This is a genomic window from Pseudaminobacter salicylatoxidans (assembly GCF_003148475.1).
GTDB classification, from domain to species: domain Bacteria; phylum Pseudomonadota; class Alphaproteobacteria; order Rhizobiales; family Rhizobiaceae; genus Pseudaminobacter; species Pseudaminobacter salicylatoxidans.
On sequence record NZ_QGGG01000006.1, the window covers coordinates 40897 to 60116 of the forward strand.

Genomic DNA, 19220 nt, shown 5'->3' on the forward strand with positions numbered 1-19220 from the left:
GTCAGCCGAGCCGCGTGGGTATGCGCGCTTCCAGCCTGCGGAAGAGGAAGACGATGATGCCGGTGATGCACAGATAGACCAATGCGAGCAGAAGCAGCGGCTCGTAGACAATATAGGTGTCCTGCCGCACGCGCGATGCGACCGCATAGATGTCGACGACGGTGATGGTGGCCACCAGCGGCGTTGCCTTGAGCTGCAGCACGGTTTCGCCCGCCAGCGTCGGCAGCGCGCGGCTCACCGCCTGCGGCAGCCAGATGCGCCGGAATATCTTCCAGCGGCGCATGCCGAAGGCGCGTGCCGCCTCGATCTGGCCGCGCGGCACGCCGGCAAAGGCGCCGCGCATCACCTCGCCTTCATAGGCGGCAAAGGAGAGCGTCAATGCCAGTACGCCGTAAGGCCATGCCTGACGCAGATATGGCCACAGCTCGGACTGCCTGATCCACGGAAATTGCGGAAACAGCGAGCCGAGGCCGAAATAAAGCAGCCACAGTTGCAGCAGCAGCGGTGTGCCGCGGATCACCGTGCAGAAGGCTTTGGCAGGCCATGCCAGCCAGATCGGCCCGGCGGCCTGCGCGAGGCCGAGCGGTACCGCGAACATGAAGCCGATGGCGCATGTCAGCACCAATATCCAGATGGTGCGCCAGAGCCCGGCCGCGATCAGCCCATAATAATTGGGCAGCCAGTCCCAGCGCATGAAGATGGCCGCAGACAGCACCAGCGCCAGCCCCACGGCCATCAGGCCGATACGGTGCGGTTGCAGCCAGCCCCGAGGGCGGCGCTGCGGCTTTGCAGGGTCGGCGAGGCTGATGGTCATGCCGCGCCCTCCGTGACCGATGGCAGGCCGCGCCGCGCCCAGCGTTCGATGCGCCCGATGATGGTGTTGGAAAACAGTGTCAGCAGCAGATAGAGCATGCCGGCGGCGACGAAGAAGGTGAAATAGGCCTTCGTCGCGCCTGCCGCCTGCCGCGTCACCAGCGTCAGCTCGTTGAAGCCGACGACGGCCAGCAGGGCAGTGTCCTTGGTGGCGATCAGCCAGAGATTGGCCAGCCCCGGAATGGCATAGGGCAGCATCGCCGGCAGCGTGATGCGCCGCAGCATCTTGCCCGGCGACATGCCATAGGCGCGCGCGGCCTCGATCTGGCCTTGCGGCACGGCGAGGATCGCGCCGCGCAGAACCTCCGTCGCATAGGCGCCCTGCACGAAGCCGAGCACGACGATGCCGGCGACCAGCCCGTTGATGTCGATGCGCGCATAGCCCATGGCTTCCAACGCGCGGTTCACGAGGTCGGTGCCCGCATAATAAAGCAGCAGGATCAGCACCAGTTCGGGCACCGCGCGCACGACCGTGGTGTAGATTTCCGCCAGATCGCGCAGGATGGGCCCGCCATACAGCTTGGCATAGGCGCCGGCCGTGCCGATGGCGAGGCCAAGCCCGAAGGCGCCGATGGCGATCTGGACGGAGTTGGCGAGGCCGCGCAACAGATTGCCGCCCCAGCCCGGCGGCGTCGGCGAAAGAAGTTCAAGCGTGCCGCTTTGCAGCAGAGGCGTGAGGAATGTCGAAATCGGTGCGGCCCTCGATCTGGCGCCGTCCGCCAGCCTGCACGGAAAAGACAGGCGGATCGGCATGATGGCAGCTTCGCCGCGCCTGGGGCGGCAGGTCAAAAAGCCTGCGACGGCTTTCGATCAGACCCGGTGCCCGGTCAGCGGATAGGCGCAGCGCAGCAACCCGTTTGAGCCCGCGCCTGGCAGTGACAGGCGCGGGGGGAGCGGAACTTGCGTCAGCCGCCGAAGATGTCGAAGTCGAAATATTCCTTCGAAATCTCGTCATACTTGCCGCTGGCGCGGATGCCCTTGATGGCGGCGTTGATCTTGTCCTTCAGCTCGGAGTCTTCCTTGCGCAGGCCCACGCCGACGCCGGGGCCGAGCACTTCCAGGTCTTCCGCGACGTCGCCCTTCATGTCGCAGCATTCCTTGCCCTGATCGGTGGCGAGGAAATCGTTGAGCGCGATGGCGTCGGCCTGCACCGCATCGATGCGGCCGGCGGCGAGATCGGCATTGGCCTCGTCCTGGGTCTGGTAGATCTTGATCTCGGACGCGCTGTCACCGAAATGTTTCTTGGCGTAGACCTCATGCACGGTCGAAACCTGCACGCCGAGGATCTTGCCTTTCAGCCCTTCGGGGGTGGCGTCGAAGGTCTCGCTCTTCGGCCCGATGATGCCGGTCGGCGTGTTGTAGTATTTGTCGGAGAAGGCAATGGTCTTCTGGCGCTCGGCCGTGATCGACATGGAAGCGACGATCATGTCGATCTTCTTGGTCGTCAACGCCGGAATGATGCCGTCCCACGAGATCGGCGTGATCTCGCATTCGAGCTTGGCCTCACCGCACAGCGCATTTGCGATCCGGACTTCCCAGCCGTCCCACTTGCCCGAAGCGTCGGGCGAGGCGAAGGGCGGGTAGGGCTCGGCGGCGATGCCCACCTTCAGCGTGTCGGCCTGTGCGGTCGCCATGCCGGCAACGCCCAGCAGCAGCGCCGCCGCGGCGATCTTCAAACCTTTCAACATATGCAAGTCTCCCGTTTTATCGTTGAGTGTTCCCGTTGTTTCGTCCGCTTGCATCAGCCGATGTTGCGGATGAATTGTTTGAGGCGCTCCGATTTCGGCGCGCCGAATATCTGTTCGGGCGGTCCCTCTTCCTCGACCTGCCCGTTGTAGAGATAGATGACGTGGCTCGCGACCTCGCGCGCGAACTTCATTTCGTGGGTGACGAGGATCATGGTGCGGCCCTCGCGCGCCAGATCGCCGATCACCTTCAAGACTTCACCCACCAGTTCCGGGTCGAGCGCCGAAGTCGGCTCGTCGAACAGCATGACGCGCGGCTGTATGGCGAGCGCGCGCGCAATCGCCGCTCGCTGCTGCTGGCCGCCCGACAGGAAGGCCGGGTAGACGTCGCGTTTTTCGGCAAGCCCCACGCGCGCCAGAAGCTTTTCGGCGGTAGCGATCGCTTCGTCGCGCCTGATGCCCAGCACGTGCACCGGAACCTCGATGACGTTTTCCAAGAGCGTCATGTGGCTCCACAGGTTGAAGCTCTGGAACACCATGCCGAGCCGCGAGCGGATGCGCTCGATCTGGCGGCGGTCGGCGGGCACGCTGTGGCCGTGCCCATCCTGCTTCAGCCGGATTTCCTCGCCATTGACGCGGATGAGGCCGCTGGTCGGATTCTCAAGGCAGTTGATGCAGCGCAGAAGGGTGGACTTGCCCGAACCGCTGCCGCCGATGATGGCGACCACGTCGCCGTCGCGCGCCGACAGCGACACGCCCTTCAGAACGTGCAGTTCGCCGAATTTCTTGTGCAGGTTTTCGATGTGGATGGCTTCGGCCGCGCCGTTCGGCGCTAGGCCCCGTGCGATGCTCGCGGCACCCTCGACGCTCATCGGCGACGCTCCGCGTGGCGCCTGGCGATCCATCGGATGCTTGTGCTGCTACTCATCATACGTCACGAAACCCTGCCCTGATGCCAGCATGGACCTACTGGCGCAAGCCCGTCAATCCCCGTTCATTACGGCACTTGCGGCGTTGTTATGCAAGTGTATAAGTAGCGGCATGTGAAATTTTGATCGCTTTTTTCAGCGAAGGAGGCGCCCGTGAATGCATTCGGCTCCCAGTCCATGGCCGCCCCGCTGCGGCGGGTCCTGATGCGTTCCGCAACGAACTCCATGCGCGACGCCGACAGGGCCGCGTGGCACTATGGCCCCGGTTTCGACCCCTCGCGCGCGGCCATGCAGCATGCTGCCTTCGCCGATCTTGTCGCGGCTTCGGGTGCGACGGTCGAATGGGTTGGAGACCGCGAGGATGGCCTTTCGGATTCGGTGTTCACGCACGACCCGTCGCTGATGACCGATCACGGCGCGCTGATCCTGTCGATGGGCAAGGATCTGCGCAAGGCCGAGCCCGCGCTGCATGAGGCCACCTATCGGCGGCTCGGCATTCCCATTCTCGGACGTGTCGAGGCGCCTGGGCAAGTGGAGGGCGGGGACTGCGTCTGGGTAGACAAGCACACGCTGGCCGTCGGGCGCGGCGTGCGCACCAATCAGGAAGGCATTCAGCAGCTTGCCAACATCCTCGGGCCTCATGGCGTGCTGGTCTATGGCTTCGATCTGCCGCTGTGGCAGGGCGAGGAAGCCTGCCTGCATCTGATGTCGGTGATCAGTCCGCTGGCGGACGATCTGGCGCTGGTCCATGCGCCGTTGCTGCCTGCGGCCTTCTACCAGATGCTGTGCGGCCGGGGAATCACGCTGGTTCATGGAGATGCCGACGAGTTTCATGCCTCCAACGGCCTCAGTCTCAACGTGCTGCCGACCGCCCCGCGCGAAGTGATCGCGGTGGCCGGCTTCCCGAAGACCCAGGCCGCGATGGAAGCGGCCGGCTGCGTGGTCAGGACCTTCGAGGCCGATGCGCTGTGCATCGCCTGCGAGGGTGGCCCCACCTGCCTGACCCGGCCGATTCTGCGGCAATGACCGTATCTTCCCGCCGCAAGTTTCGCCGTGAGGGCGAGGGGCGGCGGCGCCAGGACCTGATCGAGGCGACGCTGGATTGCGTTGCCGAGAAGGGTTTGCAGGGCGCCACCGTGCGTGCCATTGCGCTGCGCGCCGGCGTGACCGGCGGGCTTATCCGGCACTATTTCCCCGGCAAGGAAGAGCTGTTGCAGGCGGCCTATGCCACCATCGTCGGGCGCATGACCGAGCAGGCCAAGGCCGCCCTTGCCATGGAGGGCGCGGGGCCGCGCCGCCGGCTTGCCGCCTTCGTGGCCGCCAATCTCGGGCCGCCGGTGGTGGACACGCGCGTGTTTTCGCTCTGGGCGGGCTTCATCGGCCGGGCGCATTCCGATCCGGCCCTGTCGGTCGCGCATCGCGAAGGCTATCTCGGCTTTCGCAACGAGGTCGAGGCGCTGGTGGCCGAGGTGCTCGAAGCCGAGGGCCGTGTGGCCGGCAAGGCCGAGCTGCGCCGCCATGCCATCGCCATCAACGGCATCATTGATGGGCTGTGGATCGAGGGTTGCCTGGCCAGCGACATTTTCGAGCCGGGAGAACTTGCCGATATCGGCATCGCCACGGTCGAGGCGCAGCTCGGCCTGAATTTACGTGAGGAGGAAAAGACATGACCACCGTGGGGGAGGCGCTGATCTCGTTGCTCGAGGCGCATGGGGTCGATACCGTTTTCGGCATTCCGGGCGTTCATACCGTTGAGCTTTATCGCGGGCTGGCGGGATCGAATATCCGCCATGTAACGCCCCGCCACGAACAGGGCGCGGGCTTCATGGCCGACGGCTATGCGCGGGTGACGGGAAAGCCGGGCGTCGCTTTCGTCATCACCGGGCCGGGGCTCACCAACACGCTGACGGCGATGGGGCAGGCAAGGGCCGATTCCATCCCCATGCTGGTGATTTCCGGCGTCAACGCCATGCCGACGCTGGGCAAGGGGCTGGGCTTCCTGCACGAACTGCCCGACCAGCGCGGTATGATGGAAAAGGTTGCGCTGTTCTCGCAGCGCATCGAGCATGGCCACGAACTGCCCGAAGTACTGGCGCGCGCCTTTGCGCTGTTCGCCTCGGTTCGTCCGGGGCCGGTGCATATCGAGATTCCGACCGACATCATGGGCAAGGCCGTCGAAGGGCTTGCGCCGCATCCGGTCGAGGCCACGGCACCGCAGGCCGATCCTGCCACTTTGGCCGAAGCGGCACGCATGGCCGGCGCGGCCCGGCGTCCGCTCATCCTTGCCGGTGGCGGTGCCAAGATGGCGGAAGCGCCGTTGCGCAGGCTCGCCGAGCTCATCGATGCGCCTGTGGTTGAAACCGCCAATGCGCGCGGACTTCTGCATAAGCACCCGCTTGGCGTGCCGGCAAGCCCCAGCCTGAAGGCGGTAAGGGCGCTGATGGCCGAGGCCGATCTGGTGATCGCCGCCGGTACCGAATTCGGCCCGACCGACTACGATATGTACGGCGACGGCGGTTTCGTGAAGCCGGATAACCTCATCCGCATCGACATCGACGGCAAGCAGATCGGCCGGCATCCGGCCACGCTGGGCGTCCGCGCCGATTGCGGTTCGACGCTGGCGGGAATGGCGGACCTGCTTGCCGCCGCGCGCCGCAACGCCTCCGAGGAAGGTTGGGGTGCGGCACGGGCCGGGAAGGCACGCGACGAGGCGCTAGAGGAAATCGGCCCAGTCCTGCGCGGTCAGGTCGAGGCGGTGGAGATGATCCGCGACGCGCTGCCGGGCGCGATCATCGTGGGCGATTCCACGCAGCCCATCTATGCGGCCAATCTCTATTACGATCACGACCGCCCGTCGGGCTGGTTCAACGCCGCCACCGGTTTCGGCGCGCTGGGTTTCGGCCCGCCCGCGGCCATCGGTGCCGCGCTTGCCGTGCCGGATGCGCCGGTCGTCTGCCTGTCGGGCGATGGCGGCTTCCAGTTCACCCTGCCGGAACTGGGCGCGGCCCTCGATGCCGATGCCCCGGTCATCTTCGTGGTGTGGAACAATCGCGGCTACCGCGAAATCGAAACCTCGATGCGCGATGTCGGCGTCGAACCGGTCGGCGTGTCGCCCGCTCCGCCGGATTTCTGCAAGCTCGCCGAGGCCTACGGCATGACGGCCGAAAAGCTGGAGGCGCTCTCCGATCTTCCCGAAACGCTGAAGCGGGCGCGGGAAACGGGCAGAGCGTGTCTGATAGAGATTACGGTGGAGTAGGGGGCGGCGAATACGCCCGATCGGGTACCCCCACTCCTGACCCCTCCCCACAAAGCGGAGGGGTACCTTGCTGCGCGCCCGCCAACGCCAACCCCAACTCGTGGGTGCGAATGGCGATGAAGTCATATCCTCCCCTCGTGGCGAGGGGCGGGGGTATGGCCGGTCAACCTGTTCCAAAGCCTTGCCGTCGAAGCTGGCTTGAGCCCCTCAATGATGCAGGTCGATGATCGGCTTGGGCTGCACCAGTTCCACCGACCAGTCGGTCGGCCGCTCGATCATGCGGTGTACGCGCGGCGGCTCGGTGCCGCTGTGCAGCTTGCGGATGCGCTCGCTGATGAAGGCGTCGGCATGGGTCATGCGCTGGTTGTGGCGTATATATTCCACCCAGGTCGGCGTGTGGTAGGTTTCCATCCACAATTCCGGGTTCTCCATGTCGCGTGACAATGTCCATTGCCGCGCGCCGTCGCGGCGGCGGATGCGCCGGCGCTCCGCCATCACGTCGAGGAATGCCGAAACGTCTTCCTCGCGGATGGTGTATTCGATCATGATGGTGATCGGGCCGCTGCGCGGTTTCACGTCCAGCGCCAGATGGGGTTCCTTCCAGCGGTTGAGCGGGTCGAGATTGAGCGCGGTCTGCTCCGGCAGGGTGAACCATTTGAGCCCGAGTGCCGCGCCTGCGATCATCAGGGCCGCCGAGATCAAAAGCGCCTGTCCCGGGCCATATTCCTCGGCCACGAGGCCCCATATCCAGCTTCCCAGCGCCATGCCGCCGAAGGTCGCCGTCTGGTAAATGGAAAGCGCGCGGCCCACCACCCAGCGCGGAGTGGACATCTGCACGGTGACGTTGAACAGCGACAGCGAAATCACCCAGCTTGCGCCGCCGATCAGCAGCGCCGTGCAGGTCAGCCATGACATGGTGCTGACGCCGGCAATGGCCGCGCAGGCCGCGAAGCCGACGAAGCCCAGCCGCACGATCCATTCGGTGGTCAGCACCTGCCGCAGCCGTGCGCTGATCAATGCCCCGCCGACCGCGCCGATGCCGAAGGCGCCGAACAGCACACCGTAGAGCAGCGGGCCGCCCTGCACGATGTCGCGCGCCACCAGCGGCAGCATCGCCATCATCGAAATGGCGGTGAAGCCGAACACGAAGCTGCGTAAAAGCACCTTTTCGATGTTGGGCGACATGGCCACGTAGCGCAGCCCCGCCGTCATGGCGATGCCGATGGTCTCGCGCGGCAGGGTGTTCTGCGTTTCCGGCGTTTTCCAGCGCAAAAGCACGAAGATCAGCGCGAAATAGCTGACCGTGTTGACAGCGAAGGCCGCCGCCGCCCCCGCTGCCGCCACGATGACGCCGCCGATAGCCGGACCGACCGAGCGGGTCAGGTTGAAGCCCATGCTGTTGAGCGCCACCGCCGCCGGCAGGTCCGAACGCGGCACCATGTCGCCCACCGAGGCCTGCCATGAAGGGCTGTTCAGCGCGCTGCCGCAGCCGATCAGGAAGGTGAAGGTCAAAAGCAGCCAGGGCGTCATGACGCCGAGATAGGAGGTGAATGTCAGCACCACCGAAACCGCCAGCATGAAGCACTGCGCCGTAAGCATCACCTTGCGCCGGTTGAAGCTGTCGGCGATGGCGCCCGAGGCGAGTGAAAACAGCATGATGGGCAGGGCGGTGGAAGCCTGCACCAGCGCCACCATGTCCACAGAGTTGGAAATGGCAGTCATCATCCAGGCCGCGGCGACGCTCTGGATCAGGCCGCCGAAATTCGATGCCAGGCTCGCGGTCCATACGGAGCGGAAGATGCGGTGCTTGAAAGGGGCCAGTGGTGAAGTGCGCTCGATCGCGGCGTGATTTTTCATTTTGTCCGGCGGGCCACCCTGTCAGATCGCGGCGATTGTCGATCACGTGAGTCGGTCGGTTTTATGTCAGCCTAGAGCAATGTTTGCCGGGATGGAATTTCGTTCCGTGCTTTCCGCTTCTGGCCCAAACAAAAACCCCGCCGGATCGCTCCGGCGGGGTCGCTGTGTGCTTGCAGTGCAAGACAGACGATCAGTCTTCCTTGCTCTGCTTCTTGAGGGCCGCGCCCAGGATGTCGCCGAGCGAAGCGCCGGAGTCGGTCGAGCCGTACTGTGCGACTGCTTCCTTCTCTTCGGCAATTTCCAGCGCCTTGATGGAGACCTGCAGCTTGCGGGTCTTCTTGTCGAAGGCGATGACGCGGGCGTCCACCTTCTGGCCGACGGTGAAGCGCTCGGGGCGCTGCTCGTCGCGGTCGCGCGACAGGTCGGAACGCTTGATGAAGGTCTCGATGTCGTGGTCCACCAGACGCACGTCGATGCCGCCATCCTTGATGCCGGTCACTTCGCAGGTCACGACGGCGTTCTTGCGCAGTTCGCCCGAAGAGGCGGCCTCGCCGACGGCGTCACGCGAAAGCTGCTTGATGCCGAGCGAGATGCGCTCCTTGTCGATGTCCACGTCGAGAACCTGAGCCTTGACCACGTCGCCGCGGTTGTACTCTTCGATGACCTGCTCGCCCGGACGGTTCCAGTCGAGGTCGGACAGGTGCACCATGCCGTCCACGTCGCCTTCCAGGCCGATGAACAGGCCGAACTCGGTCTTGTTCTTGACCTCGCCCTCGACGGTCGAGCCGGTCGGGTGGTTGCGGGCGAAGGCTTCCCACGGGTTTTCCAGCGTCTGCTTGAGACCCAGCGAGATGCGGCGCTTGGCCGGATCGACTTCCAGCACGACCACATCGACTTCCTGCGAGGTCGAGAGGATCTTGCCGGGGTGCACGTTCTTCTTCGTCCACGACATTTCCGAAACGTGGATCAGGCCCTCGATGCCCGGCTCCAGCTCGACGAACGCGCCGTAGTCGGTGATGTTGGTGACCGTGCCGGTGATCTTCTTGCCGAGCGGGAACTTGGTGCCGATGTCGGACCACGGATCGCTCTCGAGCTGCTTCATGCCCAGCGAGATGCGGTGCGTCTCCTGGTTGATGCGGATGATCTGCACCTTGACCGTCTGACCGATGTTGAGGATTTCGGTCGGATGGTTGACACGGCGCCAGGCCATGTCGGTGACATGCAGCAGGCCGTCGATGCCGCCGAGGTCAACGAAGGCACCGTAGTCGGTGATGTTCTTGACCACGCCCTCGACCACCTGGCCTTCCTCGAGGTTCTGCACGATTTCCGAACGCTGTTCGGCGCGCGACTCTTCCAGAACCGTGCGGCGCGAGACGACGATGTTGCCGCGGCGCTTGTCCATCTTGAGGATTTCGAAGGGCTGCGGGTTGTGCATGAGCGGGGTGACGTCGCGGATCGGACGGATGTCGACCTGCGAACGCGGCAGGAAGGCAACGGCGCCGTCCAGATCGACGGTGAAGCCGCCCTTGACCTGATTGAAGATGACGCCTTCGACGCGCTCACCCTTGCTGAACTTCTCTTCGAGCTTGACCCAGCTCTCCTCGCGGCGGGCCTTGTCGCGCGACAGCATGGCTTCGCCCAGCGCGTTTTCGATGCGCTCGACATAGACCTCGACGGTGTCGCCGACCTTCAGCGTGCCGTCCTTGGCCTTGGCGCCGAATTCCTTCAGCGGGACGCGGCCTTCGACCTTCAGGCCGACGTCGATGATGGCCATGTCCTTCTCGATCGCGGTGATGAAGCCGCGAACGACCTGGCCTTCGCCCGAATGACCATCCGCGAAGGATTCTTCGAGCATGCTCGCGAAATCGTCGCGAGTGGGAGTTGCTTCTGACATATGATCTCCTGGAGTGTCCCGCTGTGCAGGGACTGGCGCCGTGGGTTCGTGTTGCGTTGGCCTCCCTGCGTTCCGGGCTTTTGAGCCCTGTTGCCGCCTGTGGCGGTCTATCGGCGCATGGAATGCTGGCAGGCCGGTTCTTGTCCGATATGGAGGTTTTCGCGGCTTCCGCAAGGGAAGGATCGTGAAATTCCGGCTCAGACTTTGCTTCTCTTGGCCAAAACGTCGTCAACGACTGCTTTTGCCGCCAGAAACGCGGCTTCTATATCCATTTCGGACGTGTCGAGCAAGTGCGCATCGGCAGCGGGCCTGAGCGGAGAATCGGCGCGCCCCATGTCGCGCTCGTCGCGACGCTGGATGTCGGCCAGGATTTCGGAAAACTCGGCATGGCCGCCCTTTTCCTCGATCTCGTTGAGACGCCGGCGCGCGCGCACCTGCGCACTTGCGGTCACATAGAGTTTCACGTCGGCATCGGGACAGACCACCGTGCCGATATCGCGCCCGTCGAGCACTGCCCCCTCGGGCTTGCGGGAAAATGCGCGCTGCTTCCCGACAAGGATGCGCCGAACCTCCGGGATGACGGCGACCTTGGATGCAGCCTCGCCCACCGCATGCGCTGACAGCACCGTGCGGTCGAGATGGCCGAGGTCCACGAGACGCGCGGCTTCGATGGCGTGGCCGGCGTCGTCCAGCGGCCAGCCCTTTTCGATAAGCTTGTGCGCGACCGCGCGGTAGCTCAGCCCTGTGTCGAGTTGGGCCAGATGGTAATAGTCGGCAAGCCGCCGCGCCAGCGTGCCCTTGCCCGCGCCGGCAGGGCCGTCGATGGCGATGAGGAGGGGCCGCGCTTGCGTCATGGTCTGGGCTCCTGGCTTGTTATGCCGCCGCGTCCATGGTTTCGATCTTCGCGCCCATGCCGGTCATCAGCCCCATGAATTCGGGGAAGCTGGTGGCGATCATGTTGGCGTCATCCACGGTGACGGGTTTTTCCGCGGCCAGCCCCATGATGAGGAAGCTCATGGCGATGCGGTGGTCGAGATGGGTTTTTACGATACCGCCGCCGAGCCCCTTGCCGCCGGGCCTGCCGCGCACGGCAAGCGTTGCCTCGCCTTCCGCGCAGTCGACGCCGTTGGCTTCCAGTCCACTCGCGACGGCGGCCAGGCGGTCGCTCTCCTTCACGCGCAGCTCTTCAAGGCCTGTCATCAGCGTCTCGCCTTCCGCGAAGCAGGCCGCGACCGCCAGCACCGGATATTCGTCGATCATCGAGGGCGCGCGCTCGGCCGGCACGGTGACGCCCTTGAGCTCGGAAGAGCGTACGTGCAGGTCGGCGACATCCTCGCCACCGGCATTGCGCTGGTTGAGCAGCTCGATGTTGGCGCCCATTTCCTGAAGCGTGGTGATCAGGCCGGTGCGGGTCGGGTTCATCAGCACGTTTTCGATCACGATGTCCGAGCCCGGCACGATCAGCGCCGCCACCAGCGGGAAGCCGGCGGAGGAGGGGTCGCCCGGCACCGCGATCGTCTGGCCGGAGAGCTTGCCCTGGCCTTCGATGCGGATATGGCGCACGCCGTCCTTGTCGGTTTCCACCTCCAGATTGGCGCCGAAGCCCTGCAGCATCTTTTCGGTGTGGTCGCGCGTCATCACAGGCTCGATCACGGTGGTGATGCCCGGCGCGTTGAGACCGGCCAGCAGCACGGCGGATTTCACCTGCGCGGACGCCATCGGCACACGGTAGCTGATCGGGGCGGCGACCCTGGGACCGCGCAGCGTCAGCGGCATGCGGTCGCCTGGCGACGACTTCAGCACCTGCACGCCCATCTCGCGCAGCGGGTCGAGCACGCGCGCCATCGGCCGCCCGGACAGCGAGGCGTCGCCGACGAAGGTGGTTTCCATGTCATAGGTGCCCACCAGCCCCATGGTGAGGCGCGAGCCTGTGCCGGCATTGCCGAAATCGAGCGGCGCCCGCGGCTCCAGCAGGCAGCCATTGCCGGTGCCCTGGATGATCCATTCGCCGCCGCGCTTTTCGATCTGCGCACCCATCGCCTTCATCGCATCGCCGGTGCGCAGCACGTCCTCGCCTTCCAGCAGGCCGGTGATGCGGGTCTCGCCCGAGGCCAGCCCGCCGAACATGAAGGAACGGTGCGAAATCGACTTGTCGCCCGGCATGCGGACGGTGCCGGAAAGCGCCGGCGACTTGGCCGCGACGGCCGGGAGGGGAAGGGTGTGCTGCGACATGAACGATAACCTCTTGGCAAATCCGGAAAGCGAGGCTTTCCTGTTGCTGGCGCGGTCTCCTATCATGGTCGTTCGCGCTGGTCATCCCCTTGCGGGAAGGCCGGTTGAAAGGGCTGCTGCAGCGCGGAAAAATCGCGACTTTTTGGCTTTGACAGCGTCCGAAACTGTGGTTAAGGGGACCGAAACTTGAAAACGAGGATCCACGGTGGCTAAACCAGAACTTGGCACGAAGCGCATTGATCCTGAAACGGGCCGTAAATTCTACGACCTCAATAAGGATCCGATCGTTTCTCCCTACACGGGAAAGACCTATCCGAGGTCCTTCTTCGAGACGACGACAAGCATCAAGTCTGCCGAAGAGGACGAGGAAGAGGTCGAGGAGCGCAGCGTCGATACGGAAGAAGAGGGCGCGGAAGTCGTGTCGCTCGAGGATGCCGACGACGAAATCAAGGGCAACGACGATCTCATCTCCATCGATGACGAAGAAGATGTCGATCTCGGCGATGATGACGACGATACCTTCCTCGAGGACGAAGAGGACGAGGACAACGACGTTTCCGGAATCGTCGGCGTCGGGGACGACGACGAAAGCTGATGTTTTGCTGATGCGCCGCATGGTCGGCGCATCAGATTGCCGGCGTCCGTTCGGATGCACCAGGGACGATCCGGCACCTCGAACGAGCATCGGAATATTCCGAAAACCGGTTTCCATTTTTCGGTCCGATGCCCGGCTGTGAGAAAAAGCTCGAAAGAGGCTTGATCTTCTCAAAAGGCGGCGCTAGAAGCCGCCTCACGGTCGGTGCGGGCGAAACGCCTGAACGACCTTCCCGCCGGAAACGGCACCCGGTTTCGCCGGTTTGTGGGGCCATAGCTCAGCTGGGAGAGCGCCTGCATGGCATGCAGGAGGTCAGCGGTTCGATCCCGCTTGGCTCCACCAAATTTCACAACTCCCCGATCTGGTGGTTTTTGAACGCTCGAAAGAGCGGTTCCATTCATATTTCCGTCTGTCGCGCTTTCGCGTGTCGGGGTCGACGCGTGGAAACCGCCGCATCGGCGCGCTTTTTCGCCGATGCGAGGCTGTTTTCCGCCCCGGCGGATTGCGGCGTCAAACCCCTGTCGTCGGCCTCGGCTTGGTGCCGTCGATGAAGCGCTCGTAGCGGAACGGTTTCGGATCGACGATCGGCGAATCACCCGTGGCGAGATTCGCCGCCAGCCGCCCCGCGGCGGGGCCGATGCCGAAGCCGTGGCCGGAAAAGCCGGTGGCGATCACCAGGCCGGGCAGCGATTGCACAGGCGAGATGACCGGAACCGCATCGGGCGTGGTGTCGATGAAGCCTGCCCAGCGCTGCAGCACAGGCGCCCCTTTCAACAAGGGGAAAACCTCCTCCATCTTCCGGTGCACCTCATCGAGACGCGCCGTCGCAGGCATGGGGTCGAGCGTGCGATGCTGTTCATAGACCGTCTGGTCGGGGTCGGTAGACGGCTTCAGGCCGAACGGGCCTGTGAAGAAATCCATCCCGGCGCGCAGGCGCACCATGCGCCAGTCCTGCATCAGCATCGGCAGGAAATCGGACAAATAGCGGAAGCTGCCGGGCACGATGTGGTGATAGTTGAGCATTCCGTCGGCAATCGTGTAGCCGCCGTCCAGTCTCTTGCGGTAGGCGAGGTTCCTGCCCCATGCCGCATTGTCGGGCCCGCCTTCCACCGGCCCGGTGCGCATGACGGACGCCCGCACCACCAGTTGCGGCAGCCTGATTCCGAGCGAGCCGCACAGATGGCTCGACCATGCGCCGCCAGCGATGATCACCGTGCCGGTACGAATCGCGCCCTTCTCCGTCACCACGCCGCTGATGCGCCCGCCCGTGGTTTCGATTTCCCGCACCGCGCAATTGGCAAGGATATGCGCGCCCGCGCGACGGGCGGCCCGTGCGATGGCGGGAGCGGCCTTCTGCGGTTCGGCGCGCCCGTCGCTCGGGGTGTAAAGTGCCGCGCGATAGCTGCGCGTTGCGCCCGGCATCAGGGCCGATAACGCCGCGCCATCGATGATATGGGTGTCGAGCGCATGGTCGCCGGCTATTTTCAGCCAGTTTTCCTGATGCGCGATGTCCGCATCGTTCTCGCACAGATAGAGGATGCCGGAGCGCCGGAAGCCGACATCCGTGCCGGTCAGTTCCTCCATCTGCGGCCAGAGCTTCAGCGCCTCGACGATCAGCGGCAGTTCGCGCGGATCGCGGCCCATGCGCCGGCACCAGCCCCAGTTGCGGCTTGATTGTTCGCCGGCGATATAGCCTTTCTCGCACAGCGCGACCGAAACACCGCTCTTCGCCAGGAACAGCGCCGCGCTGACGCCGATGATGCCGCCGCCGATGATGACGACGTCGGCGCTGTCGGGGCGGCTATCGTCCTCAGGAACCGGATCGACTTGCGGACCCATGCTTTTCTTCTCCCAAATGGCCGGATGATGCGGCACCGTCGCGGATGCTCTTTTGAAGCGTATTCGCTCCGGCGGCGCATTGTGCCTGCCGGGGCTATGCATAGGGCCTGAGCACCCGGCAATTTCGATGACGATGCGGCGGCTTTGCCACGCTTCAAAAACCGGGGTAACCGCCGCAAGCCCCACATTGCAAGCGAAATTGCCTCGTCTATAAGGCACGTGAGGAAACCGGACGACATGGCATCATGGCACAACAGATCGAACAGCTAATCTTGGCCCTTCAGGGCAAACTGGACAGCGCGGCCATCCTTGTTGGAGACGCGGTCGATCCGCGCTACAGCGACGATCTTTCCCACGAGGTTTCGCATCGCCCGGAAATCGTCCTGCGCCCGCGCAACACCGGCGAGGTCGCCGAGATTCTCAAGGCCTGCAACGCTGTCGGCCAGAAGCTGGTGACGCAGGGCGGGCGCACGGGTCTTGCAGGGGCTGCCCGCGTGCAGGCCGGCGAGGCGGTGTTGACGCTTGAGCGCATGACCGCGCTTTCGCCGGTCGAGCCGGCCACCGCTACGGTGATTGCCGAAGCGGGCGTGCCGCTGCAGATCGTGCAGGAGCATGCCGATGCCGCCGGCTTCATGTTCGCGGTCGATATCGGCGCGCGTGGCACCGCCACCATCGGCGGCAACATCTCCACCAACGCAGGCGGCATCCGTGTGCTGCGCTATGGCAATTTCCGCGCGCAGGTGCTGGGCGTGGAAGCCGTTCTGGCCGATGGCAGCGTGGTTTCCTCGCTCAAGGGCCTCGCCAAGGACAATAGCGGCTATGATCTGAGCCAGCTTTTCATCGGCAGCGAAGGCACGCTCGGCGTGGTCACCCGTGCTTGCCTGCGGCTGCATCCCAGGCCGGTAACGCAGTCGGTTGCCTTTTGTGCGCTGCCGTCGCTGGACGCGGCGATGGAACTGCTGAAATTCCTGCGCGCGCGTCTCGGCACGTTGCTGTCGGGCTTCGAGGTTATCTTCGATCCACTGATGAGCGAGATGGCCGGTGCGCTCGGCCTGCAGCCGCCGGTTGAACTCAACGCGCCGGTCTATGTGCTGACCGACATTCAGGGCATGTCGCCCGAAACCGACGAGACCGTCTTTGCCGAGGCGCTCGGACAGGCGATCGAGGACGGACTGGTGGCCGATGCGGTGCTGTCGCAGTCGGAGCGTGAATTCCAGACGCTGTGGGCGCTGCGCGACGACTGCAACACCTATCTCTTCGGGCTGGAGCCGATGCTGAGCCTCGATGTCAGTCTGCCGCTGCCGCGCATGGGCGAATTTCTGGCTCTGGCCAGGGAAGCGCAGAGAAAGGCCGATCCGTCGGGACGGGACTATATCTTCGGCCATCTCGGCGATGGCAATCTGCACTATTGCGTCAAGACCGACGCGCCGGACGCCGTGGCCAGGGCCGTGCTCGATTGTGTCGCCCGGACGGGCGGTTCGATTTCCGCCGAGCATGGTATCGGGCTGGACAAGAAGTCCTATCTGCATCTGTCGCGCAGCGCGGTCGAAGTCGCGGCCATGCGCCGGGTGAAGGCCGCGCTCGACCCCAACAATATCCTCAATCCGAGCCGCATATTCGACATGACGGCCTGACGGTCGCTTACGCGACCTCACATCGAATAGCGTACGCGACCGGCTTGCGAGGTGTCGTAGCCGGTCAGTTCGGCTGCGCGGCGGGTAGGGTTGTCACCGGCGAGGAAAGCCGCCAGGGCCTGGAACGGTGGCTGGAAATAGCTGCGCTGGCGCAGCAGCAGGTCGAAATTCTCCCATACCAGCGGCACGAAATCGAGCCCGGCGCCGCGCGCCGCCGCGCGCGTGGCAAGGCCACAATCGGCCGCGCCGGTGCGGATGGCGACCGCAAGGTCAGGGCCGGTCAGGCAGGGCGGCTCCAGCCGGTTGACGTCCGCGGGGGTGGCGCCAAGCCGTGCCAGCAGGGCCTCCAGCAGCATCTGCGCGCCGGCTCCTTTCTGGCGCATGGCGATCCTTGCGCCGGCAGCCAGTGCATCGGCCAGCGAGGCCAGCCCCAGCGGATTGCCGGGCGGCACCAGCAATCCTTGTTCGCGCCGGGCAAAAGCGATCAGTACGGCGTCATGCAGCCGCGGCATCGCCGCGACCGTCGCCACATTGGCGTCCTCGTCTTCGCTTGCCCCATGATAGTGGATTGCGGCGGCCAGCGCCTCGCCGCGCAGCAGGCGCTCGACGCCATTGGCCGACCCCTCGGCCAGCGTCGCGAGACCCGAGCCGGATTGCCGCAGGCACCATTCCAAAAGGTCGTCCTGGCTGCCCGCGACGATGGGCGGCGGCTCTCCCGCAATCATGCCGGCGGGGCGCATCAGGCCCGAAAGCACCCAGCGGTCGAGCTCACCGCGCGGAAACAGCCATTTGCCCGCAACCTTGCTGCAGGGAACCGCGCCCTCGGCGATCAGCTCGTAGAGCTTGCGCTCGCCAATGCGCAGATAGTCCGCAGCCTCGCTCGTGGTCAGGAAATCCATTCTGCATTCTTATGCATATTTCTGCGTATGTTCAAGAATTTGACAGATATGGAAACCTTGCCGTCAAATGATGAAAAGGGAGGGCGAAAATGCCGGAAGGCCTGGATGCCTGGCAGCTTATTGTCAGCGGCGATGCGACATTGTTCGCCATCGTGCGCCTGTCGCTGGCCGTCAGTCTTTCAGCGGTGCTGATCGCCACGATCACTGGCCTGCCGCTCGGCGCGGCGCTGGCGCTCACCCGCTTTCCCGGCCGCACCGGGCTTATCGTTATCCTCAACGGTTTCATGGGCCTGCCGCCGGTGGTGGTGGGCCTTGCCGTCTATCTGCTTTTGTCGCGTTCCGGCCCGCTCGGCTTCCTCGGCATTCTGTTCACGCCGCTTGCCATGGTGGTGGCGCAAGCGCTGCTGGTGCTGCCCATAATCGCCGCCCTCGCGCGCCAGACCATCGAGGACCTGTGGCGCGAATATCGCGACGAGCTCGCGGCCATGGATGTCGGCGCGGCGGGGCGCGTGGCCACGCTGCTGTGGGACAGCCGCATCAGCCTGTTGACCGTGCTGCTGGCGGGCTTCGGCCGCGCGGCGGCGGAGGTCGGCACCGTGATGATCGTGGGCGGCAATATAGACGGCTTCACCCGCACGATGACGACAGCGATCGCACTGGAGACATCCAAGGGCGACCTGCCGCTCGCCATGGGCCTCGGCATCGTCCTCATAGCCCTGATATTGCTGATCAATGCGGGGGTATGGGGCCTGCGCGTGTGGTCCGAGCGCCGGGTGGGTGCATAATGCGCGCGCCCCACAGCGATTTGCCACTGGCGCTCGACGAGGTTTCGTTGCGCGCCGGCGAGACGGGCATTCTCGACCGGATCAGTCTGACGATCCGACCCGGTGCGCCAACCCTCATCGTTGGTCCCAACGGTGCGGGAAAGTCGTCGCTGCTGCGCGTCTGCATGGGATTGCTGGCGCCCACTGCCGGGGGCGTGTCGTGGGGCGGGCGCAGGGATGCGCGGCCGTTGCGGCGCGCATTCGTGTTCCAGCGCCCGGTCATGCTGCGTCGCTCGGTTGCGGCCAATGTCGCCTATGCTCTTGCGCAGGCGGGCTGCCCGCGCCGGCTGCGTGCCCTGCGGGTCGAGGAATTGCTGGACAGCGTCAGCCTTTCCGGCCTGGCCGCCCGCCCGGCGCGTTCGCTGTCGGGTGGCGAGCAGCAGAAGCTGGCGCTTGCCCGCGCCCTGGCGCGCGATCCCGAACTCTTGTTTCTCGATGAGCCCACCGCCAATCTCGATCCCGCCGCCACCCGCGGCGTCGAGGAGATCGTGCGTGCGGCCGCTGGCGCGGGCATCAAGATCGTCATGGCTTCGCATGATCTCGGCCAGGTGCGGCGGCTGGCCGGCGAGGTGCTGTTCATGGTGCGCGGATGTCTGCGCGAGCAGAGCGAGGCCGATGCCTTTCTCGACCGCCCTTCAACACCTGAAGCCGCTGCCTTCCTGCGCGGCGACATTGTCCTTTAGACGCTGAAACGGAGTTTCCC

At 65.0% G+C, this 19220-nt stretch carries 17 protein-coding genes and 1 tRNA gene; 8 read left to right on the forward strand and 10 right to left on the reverse strand.

Features of this window, described 5'->3' with window-relative positions; translation table 11 throughout:
- Window position 1 precedes the first annotated feature (1 nt).
- The 4 genes from C7441_RS09965 to C7441_RS09980 all read right to left on the reverse strand — a co-directional run bounded on the left by C7441_RS09965 (window position 2) and on the right by C7441_RS09980 (window position 3430).
- Window positions 2–814 carry an ABC transporter permease gene (locus tag C7441_RS09965; RefSeq protein WP_109612746.1) on the reverse strand — a complete coding sequence of 271 codons (813 nt, stop codon included), beginning with the start codon at window positions 812–814 and terminating at the stop codon, window positions 2–4.
- Window positions 811–1626, reverse strand: coding sequence for an ABC transporter permease (locus C7441_RS09970; protein ID WP_244916112.1), 816 nt, complete (start codon window positions 1624–1626; stop codon window positions 811–813). Before C7441_RS09970 ends, C7441_RS09965 begins: the two co-directional genes overlap by 4 nt.
- 152 nt (window positions 1627–1778) lie before the next feature.
- Entirely contained in the window at window positions 1779–2561 is a 783-nt protein-coding gene (locus C7441_RS09975) for a transporter substrate-binding domain-containing protein (RefSeq protein WP_019172726.1), read from the reverse strand.
- A 53-nt stretch (window positions 2562–2614) separates the two neighbouring features.
- Window positions 2615–3430, reverse strand: a complete 816-nt coding sequence (locus tag C7441_RS09980) for an ABC transporter ATP-binding protein (protein WP_109612904.1) — start codon at window positions 3428–3430, stop codon at window positions 2615–2617.
- A 210-nt stretch (window positions 3431–3640) separates the two neighbouring features.
- Here C7441_RS09980 and C7441_RS09985 point away from each other — a divergent pair, with 210 nt between their 5' ends.
- The 3 genes from C7441_RS09985 to C7441_RS09995 are packed head-to-tail and all read left to right on the forward strand — an operon-like array spanning window position 3641 to window position 6743.
- Window positions 3641–4513 (forward strand): dimethylarginine dimethylaminohydrolase family protein, encoded by an 873-nt coding sequence (locus tag C7441_RS09985; RefSeq protein WP_109612747.1) that lies wholly within the window; start codon window positions 3641–3643, stop codon window positions 4511–4513.
- Window positions 4510–5157 carry a TetR family transcriptional regulator C-terminal domain-containing protein gene (locus C7441_RS09990; RefSeq protein ID WP_170125079.1) on the forward strand — a complete coding sequence of 216 codons (648 nt, stop codon included), beginning with the start codon at window positions 4510–4512 and terminating at the stop codon, window positions 5155–5157. Before C7441_RS09985 ends, C7441_RS09990 begins: the two co-directional genes overlap by 4 nt.
- Window positions 5154–6743 carry a 5-guanidino-2-oxopentanoate decarboxylase gene (locus tag C7441_RS09995; protein ID WP_109612748.1) on the forward strand — a complete coding sequence of 530 codons (1590 nt, stop codon included), beginning with the start codon at window positions 5154–5156 and terminating at the stop codon, window positions 6741–6743. The genes C7441_RS09990 and C7441_RS09995 overlap by 4 nt, the downstream gene beginning before the upstream one ends.
- A 207-nt stretch (window positions 6744–6950) precedes the next feature.
- On the opposite strand, the gene C7441_RS10000 is transcribed toward C7441_RS09995, so the two are convergent.
- From C7441_RS10000 to aroA, 4 genes are all read right to left on the reverse strand, one after another.
- Entirely contained in the window at window positions 6951–8600 is a 1650-nt protein-coding gene (locus C7441_RS10000) for an MFS transporter (RefSeq protein ID WP_109612749.1), read from the reverse strand.
- 190 nt (window positions 8601–8790) lie between these two features.
- Window positions 8791–10494 (reverse strand): 30S ribosomal protein S1, encoded by a 1704-nt coding sequence (gene rpsA / locus C7441_RS10005; RefSeq protein ID WP_109612750.1) that lies wholly within the window; start codon window positions 10492–10494, stop codon window positions 8791–8793.
- A 197-nt stretch (window positions 10495–10691) separates the two neighbouring features.
- Window positions 10692–11348: a (d)CMP kinase gene (gene cmk, locus C7441_RS10010; RefSeq protein ID WP_019172733.1), complete on the reverse strand. Its 657-nt coding sequence runs from the start codon at window positions 11346–11348 to the stop codon at window positions 10692–10694.
- Between the two features lie 19 nt (window positions 11349–11367).
- Window positions 11368–12726 (reverse strand): 3-phosphoshikimate 1-carboxyvinyltransferase, encoded by a 1359-nt coding sequence (gene aroA / locus C7441_RS10015; RefSeq protein ID WP_109612751.1) that lies wholly within the window; start codon window positions 12724–12726, stop codon window positions 11368–11370.
- A 205-nt stretch (window positions 12727–12931) separates the two neighbouring features.
- Between aroA and C7441_RS10020 the strand changes: the two genes are divergently transcribed.
- The gene (locus C7441_RS10020) at window positions 12932–13321 is read left to right on the forward strand and encodes a TIGR02300 family protein (RefSeq protein WP_019172735.1); all 390 of its coding nucleotides are present in this window, start codon (window positions 12932–12934) and stop codon (window positions 13319–13321) included.
- A gap of 266 nt (window positions 13322–13587) precedes the next feature.
- Window positions 13588–13663: transfer RNA gene (locus tag C7441_RS10025), tRNA-Ala, on the forward strand.
- A 168-nt stretch (window positions 13664–13831) separates the two neighbouring features.
- Here C7441_RS10025 and C7441_RS10030 read toward each other — a convergent pair.
- Complete coding sequence (locus tag C7441_RS10030) at window positions 13832–15160, reverse strand: NAD(P)/FAD-dependent oxidoreductase (protein WP_109612906.1); 1329 nt, start codon at window positions 15158–15160, stop codon at window positions 13832–13834.
- 245 nt (window positions 15161–15405) lie between these two features.
- Between C7441_RS10030 and C7441_RS10035 the strand changes: the two genes are divergently transcribed.
- On the forward strand, window positions 15406–16794 hold the full coding sequence (locus C7441_RS10035) for an FAD-binding oxidoreductase (protein WP_109612752.1): 1389 nt from the start codon (window positions 15406–15408) through the stop codon (window positions 16792–16794).
- Window positions 16795–16811: 17 nt separating this feature from the next.
- On the opposite strand, the gene C7441_RS10040 is transcribed toward C7441_RS10035, so the two are convergent.
- Window positions 16812–17693, reverse strand: a complete 882-nt coding sequence (locus C7441_RS10040) for a helix-turn-helix transcriptional regulator (RefSeq protein ID WP_109612753.1) — start codon at window positions 17691–17693, stop codon at window positions 16812–16814.
- Between the two features lie 89 nt (window positions 17694–17782).
- Between C7441_RS10040 and C7441_RS10045 the strand changes: the two genes are divergently transcribed.
- Together C7441_RS10045 and C7441_RS10050 are read left to right on the forward strand one after the other, a co-directional pair.
- Complete coding sequence (locus C7441_RS10045) at window positions 17783–18478, forward strand: ABC transporter permease (RefSeq protein WP_109612754.1); 696 nt, start codon at window positions 17783–17785, stop codon at window positions 18476–18478.
- Window positions 18478–19200: an ATP-binding cassette domain-containing protein gene (locus tag C7441_RS10050; RefSeq protein WP_109612755.1), complete on the forward strand. Its 723-nt coding sequence runs from the start codon at window positions 18478–18480 to the stop codon at window positions 19198–19200. Before C7441_RS10045 ends, C7441_RS10050 begins: the two co-directional genes overlap by 1 nt.
- Window positions 19201–19220 lie beyond the last annotated feature (20 nt).